We start from the raw sequence: 12,189 nt of genomic DNA, 5'->3' as shown, positions 1-12,189 counted from the left end.
AGTAAACTCCTTCTATTGTGATTAATTGCTTTCAATGACTGTGTTCAATTGATGCTAATGACAACTGAATAAAAAATGGCTTTTAAGAGTTAAGAGATCTAGGGAATTGACATTCATTTCATATGAATCAATGAATCGAAATTTATATGAATAAATGTACGTGTGGCAGGCTTAAGGAGGAGAATACCTCGTGGACTCTTACAGTTCTATACAAATTTCATTTTTTCTCTGACATTAATAAAATAATAAAATGAGGGTTAACAAAGGTTGACTGAGTTTAGTCACTGAGATTTTGAGTGAACTGATTAAGGAATTTCGTATGACCAATCTTATTTGCTGTATTGTGAAAGGCATTGATTTTCAGCGAGTAAGATTCTCCCTCGGTGCAGGTGGTTCCAGCCAATAGAAATTAGAGTCGTTGAGGATGTAACAAGTACCTTGGAGTATTTGATATCAAGGATAAGCTTGGTGCGCTGCACATGAGCTCTTTTGGACACTGTGTTTTGTTTTTGTTGAAAGGCTGATTCCCACGTTTTTGACTGAACTTTCAACCTGTTACTGTGTTTGATTTCTTTTGGAGACTTATGCTTGGGGAAGGATTATCCGACAGGTACCAAAAATGGTACCTAAACCCGCATCCGAATACTTATCAAACGCATTTGACACCTTGAGTACGAAGTACAACAAAGTGTATAAAACAACTCGTTCTGTGTGGTTAGAATGTGGTAGATATTTGGTAGAAATCATTAGCCCAGACTTCGAATCCGTAGGTCAGTGGTTCGAATCCACCCGGGCGTATTTCTTCAGTGATCCGCATGTGATCACAGGGCTCATCTGCCCTCCTCCCTTCCAAAAAAGTGTCGATCTTCGTCTTGACGGGGGACTCCCGTTTTCGAAACTCTTAATTTCTGCGTCGCGCGCGCGAGGCAGTGAAATTTCGCCGGTGAAGTTCTGCCCCCCTGCACTTCTCAGCACTATAAAAACCCCTGGAAACAGACGAATTTCAGAGACCTTTACCAAAACCACTTCAGGGTGTGCAGTATGGAGGACCCCGTTTCGGATCATTTTCAACAAAAACAGAGCTTTTTAACGTGTCGTTTTACCATATCCGAGACATTAAGGCGCATAAGTGAATTCCAAGATCGTGATGCAATCAAGAGACATGCTGAGTCAACCAAAATCCAACAAACCATAATCACAGTTCACATTTTAAATTAGAAAACTACGCTGGCATAGAACTTAAATCACACGCTCCAATAACAGTAGATCCTTCAACTAGGAAAGATCCATCCAAAGAAGCTGTGCCCTCACATTATACACGACTGCAACCAGCCACCCTCCAATGAACATCAGGCACCACTGAATCTTGTTAATGTTCTCCAAAGTATTCACGATGTGAAAACGGTTAGATCCGATGTGATTGAACTACTAATTCATTACTATACCGTATGCTTTGGTCCCGGGCAGATCGAACAACAAATCAGAATTAGTGCTGTGTTCATGTTGCCATGGTTGACATTCTTATCCCTTTTCTCTTTCGTCAAACTCTTGATCAGGATATGCTGTTAAATACTTAGGGTTTAGGGTTAGTGCTCCCAAAAGGCATACATCCCCTCTTCAGAAACAGCAGCTATGACAATCAATAAAAAATCACTCAGCGAACGCGATATTTGCTCAATTTTCATTACTCCTTCCCTGGTCAGTGCCGGCTGGGATATACAAACGCAAGTGCCAACGCCGATAACCTGTCCAATTCAATGACCGCTGATGTTTTAAACGCTGGTTAAAAGTGAGAAACAACATGTCTGAACAACTGGGACGCACAATTCAAATCTATTTACCGAATGGAGAACCTCGCGGGATTCGGATTGCCGAATTGACGACGCGCACAGTACAGACAGTGTTGATTCCACAAAGTGAATTAGGTGGTGCCAAGAAACGACCTGAACTAGAACAGATCGCAGTCTATTTTCTCTTCGGCGAAGTAGAAGATCAGGTCAAACCCATTGTCTACATTGGTCAAACAGAAGATGTCAAAAAACGACTAGACAGTCATAGCAATGAAAAAGAATTCTGGAAAACGGCGGTTTTGGGGATTTCCAAAACACAAGCTTTTACCCCTGCACACATTCGATGGTTGGAATGGTACTGTATCCAACGCGCTAAAGAAGTAGACCGCTTTCTGCTTGATAATGAGCAGAACCCAAGAGAACCTTTTGTGACAGAGCCGATGCAGGCAGACCTGCTCGATGCGTTTGAAACATTAGGGATTTTACTGACGGCTCTGGGTTATCCGTTATTCGACCCAGCACGCCCAGTTGCAGATACGGACTGGTTTTATTGTCAGGGTCCTGAAGCTCAGGCTACAGGTACATTAAATGAAGATGGATTTCTTGTCAGTAAAGACTCATTATGCCGACAGCAAATATCAGGATCTGCCAGCTCTACTGTTTCTAACTTGCGCGGAAGATTAACAGAAAGCCAAATTTTGAAAGAAACAGAGTCAGGCCAATTTATATTTGTACAAGATTTTCAATTTGAAACTCCTAGTGGCGCAGCGCAAGTTATTCTGGGCCGCAACGCTAACGGCTGGGTCGAATGGAAAAATAAAGAAGGGAAAACATTACACGAAGTGAAACGCGCACCAAATCAAGCTGAAGAAGAACAATCGAACGCCTGACGCAGCACTTCGAACTAGAAGATTAAAGCCGCATTGTATCAGGCTCAATAGCTGAAAAGAGAACAGATATGGCAATATATGAGATTACTGCAGATTCACTGCAAGAGCTTACCGAGACGTCATATGCCAAGGTGGGAGTGAAGGAGCGGCATGATCTGCAACGGTTGTTGCGAATACAGGTAGATGTCATCTCGCCGGATACACTGGTGATTGCTGAGGAATTTGGGGAATGGACCGAAGGGAGTCGACGGATTGATCTTTTGGGTGTTGACAAGGCTGCCAACTTGGTGGTGATTGAACTCAAGCGGACCGAAGATGGCGGGCATATGGAGCTGCAGGCGATCCGCTATGCGGCGATGGTTTCCGCAATGACGTTTGATCGCGCTGTGGAAGTTTTCTCTGGCTATCTCAAAAAAATCGGTAAAGAGAGTGACGCCCATGAAGCATTGCTGGAACATCTTGACTGGAGTGAACCGGATGAAGACCGCTTTGCCCAGGATGTGCGGATCATTCTGGCGTCAGCCGAATTTTCCAAGGAACTGACAACAGCTGTCCTCTGGCTGAATGATCGAGATCTAGATATCCGCTGTATGCGGATGAAGCCGTACCGATATGGAGAGAAGATCCTGGTAGATGTGCAACAGATTGTTCCCCTGCCCGAGGCGTCCACATATACTGTGCAGATTCGGGAAAAAGAACGCCAGGAACGCAAAGACCGGGCTGAGCGGTATACGATCCGTAAACGCTTCTGGACGAGGTTGTTGGAGTATGCGCATTCCAAAACGGACCTGCATGCAAATATAGCACCAACTGATCGGTATGAGATTGGAACGGGAGCCGGGATGGCAGGGCTAAGATATCATTATAAGATCACTCAGCATACTTCTTTTATTGATTTATATATCGATCGTGGTGTCGGCAGTCAGAATGAAAACAAGCAGATATTTGACGCATTATTTTCGCATAAGGAGCAGATTGAATCTGTCGTTGGTGAGCCTGTAGACTGGAGACGCCTGGATAATAATCGGGCTAGCCGGATCAAGCTCGAAATTGAAGGTGGCTATCGAGATGACGAAACGGAATGGCCACAGACGATTGAAAAACTGGTCGACGCAATGATTCAGTTTGATAAGGCGTTGAGCCCGTATGTTGCGCAGCTCAAATCGGGGGGATAACGGCGGGGTTGAGGTGTTTGTGTTGAGGCGTACGGACGGTTTTATGTGGTGCCGTTGAGGGTGTGAATCGGTGGGGATATCGCGCGGCGGGTCGACACCTACGTTTTTTGTAACGCATTGATGATCAATTTAGGGCTGACCCACGTGTCAGCCCACGGGGTTGACATGTTTGTGTTGTGGCGTGCGGATGGTTTCACGTGGTGCCGATGTGGGTGTGAATCGGTGAGGATGTCGAACGGCGGGTCGACACATGGGTCGACCCCTACGGAGGGATTGTTATGAATTTGGCGCGGCGGAAGATGATTCGGTTGCCGAGGTATGACTATTCGCAGGCGGGTTTTTATTTCCTGACGATTTGTACGCAGAATTCCTTGTCTTTGTTTGGTGAGATTCAAGATGGAGTAATGAATCTTAATAGCGCAGGAGAGATGGTTCAAAAATGGTGGGGTAAGGTGGAAGAAAAATTTCCGGATATGACCTTGCATGAGTTTGTTGTGATGCCGAACCACTTGCATGGTATTGTTGAGATTAGTCGCAGAGACAAAACTGATGTTGGTGACGACGACTCGCCGACAGTCGCAAAAGCCGTGCAATGGTTTAAAACGATGTCGATGAATGAGTATATACGAGGAGTAAAACAAAACGGTTGGCCGCGGTTTTCCAAACGTTTATGGCAACGAAATTATTATGAGCACATCATCCGCGACGAAGAGGCGTATTACGAGATCGCAGAGTACATCAAAACCAACCCCCCAAAATTGGGGTAAAGACAAATATTATACGTGATTTGTAGGGGCTGACCCACGTGTCAGCCCGTGAGGTTGATGTGTTTTGTGTTGGGGTGTAGGAATGATTTTGCGTGATGCCAACGTGAGTGTGAATCGGTAGGGATGTCGCGCGGCGGGTCGACCCATGGGTCGACCCCTACGTTTTTTGTAACGTATTGGTGATTAATGTCGGGGCTGACCCATGTGTCAGCCCGCGGGTTTGATGTGTTTGTATTGAGGCATGCGGATGGTTTTATGTAGTGCCGATGTGAGTGTGAATCGGTGGTGATATCGCGCGGCGGGTCGACACTTGGGTCGACCCCTACGTTTTTGTATCGCATTGATGATAATTGTAGGGGCTGACCCATGTGTCAGCCCGCAGGGTTGATGTGTTTGTATTGAGGTGTGCGGATGGTTTTATGTGGTGTCGATGTGGGTGTGAAATGGTGGGGATGCCGAATGGCGGGTCGACACACGGGTCGACCCCTACGTTTTTGTATCGCATTGGTGATAATTGTAGGGGCTGACCCATGTGTCAGCCCGCAGGGTTGATGTGTTTGTATTGAGGTGTGCGGATGGTTTTATGTAGTGTCGATGTGGGTGTGAAATGGTGGGGATGTCGAACGGTGGGTCGACACTTGGGTCGACCCCTACGTGGTCTGGAACCGTCCCAAATCTCGGGAATTTTGCCTAGATACATTAACAAGTGTTGATGTGTGGTGCCGATTTAGATATATTGTTGAATGTCGATGTGTAATGGTCCCACCTTCAGGCAATGATTGCTGACCCCGCATCAATCCCGCCACTCTCACCTGGGAAAGGAGCAGGAATGTCTCGACGCACTACCGAATTTTGCGATGGTATCTCACGACGGTCCGTTGTGAAAGCGGGTTTGACCGGCTTGATGGGCCTTTCTCTCCCCGACATTCTTCGTCTGAAAGCACACGCTGCGGAACGGGGACATTCCAAGCAGGATACGGCGATCATTTTTCTGGAACTGGCTGGTGGGCCGACTCAGCATGAAACCTATGATCCCAAGCCGAATGCGCCTTCCGATTATCGGGGGCCGCTTAGTCCCATCAACACAGCAGTCCCTGGTGTGCAGTTCAGCGAGTTCATGGAAGCGCAGGCGCGGGTACTCGATAAAATGGCGATTATCCGTTCGATTCATCACGATTCCGGCAGCCATAGCACGAGCAGCCACTTGACCCAAACCGGATATTACCTGCGCGATCGTCAAAACAGAGAAAACGAGATGCCGAGTATCGGCTGTATTACCTCCCGAGTCCGTGGCAGTAATGCAGAGGGAATTCCCGCGTATGTCTCTTTGCCACGCGATATGCGTTATGGTCGTGCCGCCTGGTTGGGTAAGGGTTTTAATCCCTTCATCACCGCCCGTGATGCGGATGCCAAAAACTTTGAGGTCCCCAACCTGACTCTGTTACGTGGTCTGACTGCAGAGCGCATGCGGGATCGCCAGTCATTGCTAAAGGGCTTCGATGCCACTCGCGAAATTATTGACAATAAAGGCGTCGGCGATGCCATTGATCAATACACAAAGGAAGCCTTCGAGATGGTGGCAGGTGATGCAGCCCGCAAAGCTTTCGATCTGTCACAGGAAGATCAGAACACGCGCGAACGCTACGGTATGACCGCTTTTGGCCAGAATATTTTGCTCGCACGCCGCTTGGTGGAGCATGGCGTGACGGTGGCTTCCGTGCGCGTGACCGGTCCCAGTTGGGACGATCATCGCGATCTGGTCAAACGCATGCGGGAAAAAGGCGTGCCTTATGACCGTGCGTTTGCGGCACTCGTGGAAGACCTGCATGAACGTGGTCTCGACAAAAAAGTGATGGTGGTTGCCATGGGCGAATTTGGCCGGACACCGAAATTCAATAAGAATGCCGGACGTGACCATTGGGGGCGTGTGATGAGCGTTGCCCTGGCGGGTGGCGGAATCAAAACCGGTCAGGTGATTGGCGCTTCTGATGATAAAGGTGGCACGCCGGCAGACGCCCCCTATCGTCCCGAAAATGTGCTGGCGATGCTGTATCGCCATCTGGGCATCGACCCAGCCGCAACGTTCCCGGATCATAGCGGCAGGCCCCGGTATATTCTGGAGCGCCGGGATTTGATTACCGAATTGATCTGAAACGTGGTGTCATCCCATCGGTTCGGTTTCTGAGAGAACAATCGTTTCCGTTCTTAATCGCTTTCCTTCTAGCCTGCTTTTCTGAATGCCCTTCTTTTTTGGCGGATCGGAAGCGAAACCCTAGCTTCTGCCCTGGTGCGTAACTAAACTGGTAGTATCTACACAACTTACACACCGATACACCTCGCTCTTTTTTACGGATTATGCTCGAACAATGAAACAATATCTCAGCCTCATTGCAGACTCTTCAATGAAATCCGCCTGTTGGACCGCTTCTCTGTGCTTATCACTACTTATTGCAAACTTCGCCAGCGCAGCACCACTGGTTTATGAAGGGACTGAGGGAGTGGGTAAGGGAAAACATATTGTTTTCCTCGCAGGCGATCATGAATACCGCTCTGAGGAATCGCTGCCCGCACTCGCGCGAATTTTGGCGAAGCATCACGGTTTCAAGTGCACTGTGCTGTTTAATATTGATCCGAAAACGGGCGAAATCGTAGCAGGCAACTCCAATATTCCTGGCATGGAAGCGCTCAAGACGGCGGACCTTGCGGTTGTGTTTCTACGGTTTCAGAATCTACCCAAAGAACAGATGCAGCATTTCGATGATTACCTCAATCGAGGTGGTCCGGTGGTTGGCATGCGGACCGCGACGCACGCGTTCAATATGCCTGCCAGTGCTCCCTTTTCGGAATATTCTTATAACAGTAAAGACAAGGACTACGAGAAGGGTTTTGGACATCAGGTGCTGGGGCAGACCTGGGTGGGTCACTATGGAACCAACCATAAGCAGAGTACACGCATCACAATCATTGACGGCAAGCAGACACATCCGATTTTGCGTGGTGTGAAAGACATCTGGGTGCAGGCGGGCGGTTATGTCGGCAAGCCCACCGATGGTGAAGTATTAACCATGGCTCAGCCTCTCAACGGTATGAAGCCGGATTCTCCTGCCGACAAGACAAAGCCGCCGATGCCTTCGGAGTGGACGCGAACATATACGTCCAAATCGGGTAAGAAAGGACGCGTATTTACAACATTGTATGGAACGCCTGAAGATCTGTTGAATGAGGGCTACCGCCGAATGCTGGTCAACGCGTGTTTCTGGGCGTTGGGAATGGAAGACGCGATTAAAGCGGATGCGAACGTTGCTTTTGTCGGGCCGTTTGAGCCCAATACATTTGGCTTCGGGACTTACGCACATGGTATAAAACCGGAAGCGTATGCCGGCTATACGAGCCCGATTCCTGCCAACCACAATACCAAAAGAACGGACTCCAAAAAGAAATCCTCTCGAAAGAAGAACGCCTCGAAGGCAAACAAGAAACAAAATTCAAAGGCAAAACTTGTGACTGGTAAGCCGGCGCAATTTGTTCGCATTGAACTACCGGGCAATAAACGGATTCTAACGCTGGCGGAAGTCGAAGTGATCAGCGGTGGAAAAAATATCGCGAAGGACGGCAAGGCGACGCAGTCGAGCACAATGGGACCAGGAGTCGCCGCCAAGGCGCTGGATGGCAATAAAAGCTCTGATTGGGGTAAAGGGGGACAGACTCATACTGCCAATGCGGGAACCAGGAATCCCTGGTGGGAAGTTGATCTCGGTCGGGCTGTCGACGTGGAAAAGGTGGGTATCTGGAACCGTAGTGGATTTGAAGGCCGACTGGAAGATTTCACGCTGACGCTGTTGGATGCGAATCGCAAACCGGTGTTCCGGCTGACGAAAGTGGCCGCTCCCTTTACTATGGAGATCGACGTCAAGAACCGTGGAAAGAAGAATTATCTGACCTTCAACGGAAAACCGGGTGTCCCTTATAAGTCGACTTCGAAGTCCGTCGGTTCGAAGTCATACAGTCAGGCCGCTGACCCGACACTTTTTGACGTGCCGGCTAACTACCGTGATCCGATTCCCTTTGCTTTTCAGAAAGGTGACGTCGTTGCGATTGTCGGCAATGGACTACCTGATCGGATGCAGCATGACGGATGGCTGGAAACGCTGTTGCAGAGTGAGCTGCAAGGTAAGCAGGTACGTTTTCGAAACATGAGCGCGAGCGGCGATCGTGTGGATTCGTTCCCGCGCAGCAAAGGTGCCGCTACGATCACCGAATACTTACGGCATGTGAAAGCGGACGTCGTCTTCGCATTCTTCGGCTACAACGAATCATTTGAAGGTGTGAAAAAGGCGGGCGAGTATCAGAGAAAACTCATCGATTTTGTCAAAAAGACCCGTGGTTCCAAGGCAAACGGGAAATCGTTCCCCCGGATTGTGTTGTTCAGTCCGATTGCCCATGAAGACACCGGAAACAAAAACGTGCCTGACGGCAAGGCGCATAATGTACAACTTGCGGCCTACACTAAAGCCACCGCAGCCGCAGCCCGAAAAGCGGGTGTGGCATATGTTGACCTGTTCCACCCTTCTCTCCAGATGTATAAAGAATCGAGCACGCCTCTGACAATCAACGGGGTCCATTTGACTGAGGAAGGTAACAAGCAGCTGGCTGAAGTCATCTCCTCTGCACTGTCTGGTCATCAGGTGACTGCGTCGCATACGATGGAGCCCCTGCGTTTGGCTATATTGGATAAAAATTATAAGTGGAATAACCGTTATCGCGCTCGTGATGGCAATGATGTCTGGGGCGGGCGGTCTATTCTGAAATTTACGAACGATCAGACCAATGCCGAGGTGTTGCAGCACGAGCTGTCGATGTTGGACGTGATGACCATGAACCGTGATGCCCGTGTCTGGGCAGTCGCCAAAGGTCAGGACTTCGAAGTCGATGATAGCAATGTACCGCAGCCGGTTAAGGTGATCTCGAATGTGGGTGGAGGCAGTAAGAGTTCCAGTGCGATTAAAGAGGGAAACCTGAACTACATCAGTGGAGAAGAAGGCATCAAGCATATGGCTGTCGCAGATGGGTTCGAGGTCAGCCTGTTCGCCGATGAAAAACAGTTTCCTGAGTTGATCAATCCGGTACAAATGCAGTTCGATACCAAGGGCCGTCTGTGGGCCGCGGTTTGGCCGACGTACCCCAAGTGGGAACCTCTGAAAGAGATGGACGATGCATTGCTGATTGTGCATGATGACAATAACGATGGTAAAGCGGATCGCGTGACCGAGTTTGCCCGAATTCAGAATCCGCTGGGATTTGAATTTTGGAATGGCGGTGTGCTGGTTGCTTCCGCGCCGGAACTTGTGTTCCTGAAAGATACCGATGGCGACGATGTGGCCGATGTTCGCACCGTGATGCTGCAAGGCCTCGACTCTTCTGATACCCATCACGCAGCGAATAATTTGATCTATGGACCCGATGGTGCGATCTACTGGCAGAGCGGTGTTTTCATGGTGCATAATCACGAGCATCCCTGGGGACCTTCTTTGCAGGCCGCTGAATCGGCCATGTATCGTTTCGATCCGCGGCGGTTCACCATTTCGATGCATGCGGTCAATTCACCGAATCCGCATGGCATTTCGTTTGACTACTGGGGCTATCACTACGCGACCGACGGTACCGGCGGCCGCGCGTATCAGGTCCGTCCGGAAAAGTCCGGGTTCAAAATGCACGAACTGTTGAAGAAAGAAGTGCGGCCTGTAACAGCCAGTGAAGTGGTCAGCAGTGCCCACTTCCCTGAGTCAATGCAAGGTGACTTCCTGATCTGTAACGTGATTGGCTTTCTGGGCATTAAGCACTATGACCTGGTACGAAATGCCAAGGAAGGGACCGTATGGGGCGAGCCTGCCGGTGATGACTTGACGGTCATGCGGCTCAATGCCGATGGTTCCAAAACGGAGGACAAATCAAAAGGGCTGATGATGAGCGGGGACAAGAATTTCCGTCCCGCTGATGCGATTTTTGCTCCCGATGGCTCGCTGTATTTCTGCGACTGGCACAATGTGATCATCGGCCACATGCAACACAATGTGCGCGATCCTAACCGCGACCATAAGCATGGCCGCATTTACAGAATGACTGCCAAGGGGCGTCCTCTGCAAAAACCGGTCGCCATTGACGGACAGCCGATAGCCGCGTTACTCGACAATCTGAAATCACCCATCGATGGCATTCGCCATCGCACCCGTGTCGAATTGAGTGAACGCGATTCAGACGCCGTGCTCGCCGCCACGAAAGAGTGGATCAAGCAGTTTGATCCGAACAAAAAAGAAGATGCACATCACTTACTCGAAGCGCTCTGGTTGCATCAGCAACACAACGATCGGAATCTGGAATTACTGGGATTACTTTTAAAGTCTCCCGAGCCACATGCGCGCGTTGCCGCAAACACGGTGAAGCATTTGTGGTTTAACGTCGAAAGCACCATGCGTGGCGGTGTGATTGCGGAATCGGAGGAAGCGGCGACACAAAAGTCAGGCATCCTCAGTGATACACCTGAACTCACGACAATTCGCATCGGAACTGTCCGTGAACGCATGCGGTACGACGTGCCGAAACTCACCGTGAAGCCTGGTAAGAAGATAAAACTCACGTTTGCCAATCCGGATTATATGCCGCACAACATCATGCTGGTCAATCCGGGTAAGGCTGACGAAGTTGGCTTGAAGGCGATTGCTTTGGGGGCCAGCGGGTTTTCGGTCGGTTTTGTTCCAGAGAGCAAAGAAATTCTCTGGGCCAGCAAGCTCGTCGACCATGGTCAGGAAGAAGTCATTGAGTTCGTCGCTCCGACGAAAGAAGGTGCGTACCCTTACATCTGCTCGTTTCCTGGTCACCACATGATGATGCGTGGCACCATGTATGTCACCAATAACCTCAAAGAGTTTCTTGCTAAAAATCCGGAACAGGTTACTAAAATTACCCCATGGAAAATGGCTGACCTGGAAACAGATTTGAAACGTGTCGGACAACATCGGAATTTTTCGAGGGGGAAGGAACTTTTCACAAAACTTGCTTGCGCACAATGCCACAAATTGAACAAGGACAGCGTCATCCTTGGCAAGAATCTTTCCATTGGTCCTAACCTCGATGAAGTTGTGAAGAAGCATAAGAATAACGCCAAAGCAATCCTGGCAGAAATTCTTGAGCCCTCTCGCAAAATTGAAGAAAAGTACAGAACAGTACTGCTCCTCTTGGAAGATGGACGGAGTCTCAACGGGAACGTCGTTTCTGAAGATGAATCATCGTTGACGCTTGTAACGGGACCGCCACAAGTGAAAGAGCAGAAGGTTCCGAAGAGTTCGATCGAATTTCAACGTTCCTCACCCGTCTCCATTATGCCGGCTGCCCTGCTCAATACGTTGGATAAAGAGCAAATCCTCGACCTGCTTGCATATGTACTCTCAGGTGGAAACGCAAAAGACGCAGCATTCCATCATCATCATTAATCATAATCAAGGTTTTAAGATTGGGCTACTGCACGTGGCGTCATGAATAGGAGGCTACGGATGCACTATGCATCCGTAGC

General features: G+C 49.2%; 6 protein-coding genes. 5 read left to right on the top strand and 1 reads right to left on the bottom strand.

Translation table 11 applies throughout. The features are described from left to right. The first annotated feature begins 1,801 nt into the window (after positions 1 to 1,801). The 3 genes from V202x_RS11650 (at position 1,802) to V202x_RS11640 (ending at position 4,622) form a co-directional block, all read left to right on the top strand. Positions 1,802 to 2,680, top strand: coding sequence for a GIY-YIG nuclease family protein (locus V202x_RS11650; protein ID WP_145174632.1), 879 nt, complete (start codon positions 1,802 to 1,804; stop codon positions 2,678 to 2,680). Positions 2,681 to 2,748: 68 nt separating this feature from the next. Further along, positions 2,749 to 3,855 (top strand): DUF4268 domain-containing protein, encoded by a 1,107-nt coding sequence (locus V202x_RS11645; RefSeq protein ID WP_145174630.1) that lies wholly within the window; start codon positions 2,749 to 2,751, stop codon positions 3,853 to 3,855. Between the two features lie 278 nt (positions 3,856 to 4,133). After that, the gene (locus V202x_RS11640) at positions 4,134 to 4,622 is read left to right on the top strand and encodes a transposase (protein ID WP_145174628.1); all 489 of its coding nucleotides are present in this window, start codon (positions 4,134 to 4,136) and stop codon (positions 4,620 to 4,622) included. A gap of 41 nt (positions 4,623 to 4,663) precedes the next feature. On the opposite strand, the gene V202x_RS11635 is transcribed toward V202x_RS11640, so the two are convergent. Then, complete coding sequence (locus tag V202x_RS11635) at positions 4,664 to 4,990, bottom strand: hypothetical protein (RefSeq protein WP_145174626.1); 327 nt, start codon at positions 4,988 to 4,990, stop codon at positions 4,664 to 4,666. A gap of 461 nt (positions 4,991 to 5,451) precedes the next feature. Between V202x_RS11635 and V202x_RS11630 the strand changes: the two genes are divergently transcribed. Next, the gene (locus tag V202x_RS11630) at positions 5,452 to 6,774 is read left to right on the top strand and encodes a DUF1501 domain-containing protein (RefSeq protein WP_145174623.1); all 1,323 of its coding nucleotides are present in this window, start codon (positions 5,452 to 5,454) and stop codon (positions 6,772 to 6,774) included. 214 nt (positions 6,775 to 6,988) lie between these two features. Continuing rightward, on the top strand, positions 6,989 to 12,109 hold the full coding sequence (locus V202x_RS11625) for a PVC-type heme-binding CxxCH protein (protein ID WP_197993349.1): 5,121 nt from the start codon (positions 6,989 to 6,991) through the stop codon (positions 12,107 to 12,109). Positions 12,110 to 12,189: the final 80 nt, after the last annotated feature.

The sequence above is a fragment of the Gimesia aquarii genome (assembly GCF_007748175.1).
Lineage (GTDB): Bacteria > Planctomycetota > Planctomycetia > Planctomycetales > Planctomycetaceae > Gimesia > Gimesia aquarii_A.
The sequence above is the reverse complement of the archived record's forward strand: the minus strand, read 5'-3'. Positions and strand labels throughout refer to the sequence as shown.

Excerpts from the sequence above, each read along its gene's own strand:
- V202x_RS11650 (WP_145174632.1), top strand. The coding sequence starts at position 1,802 with ATGTCTGAACAACTGGGACGCACAATTCAAATCTATTTACCGAATGGA.
- V202x_RS11645 (WP_145174630.1), top strand. The coding sequence starts at position 2,749 with ATGGCAATATATGAGATTACTGCAGATTCACTGCAAGAGCTTACCGAG.
- V202x_RS11640 (WP_145174628.1), top strand. The coding sequence starts at position 4,134 with ATGAATTTGGCGCGGCGGAAGATGATTCGGTTGCCGAGGTATGACTAT.
- V202x_RS11635 (WP_145174626.1), bottom strand. The coding sequence starts at position 4,990 with ATGGGTCAGCCCCTACAATTATCATCAATGCGATACAAAAACGTAGGG.
- V202x_RS11630 (WP_145174623.1), top strand. The coding sequence starts at position 5,452 with ATGTCTCGACGCACTACCGAATTTTGCGATGGTATCTCACGACGGTCC.
- V202x_RS11625 (WP_197993349.1), top strand. The coding sequence starts at position 6,989 with ATGAAACAATATCTCAGCCTCATTGCAGACTCTTCAATGAAATCCGCC.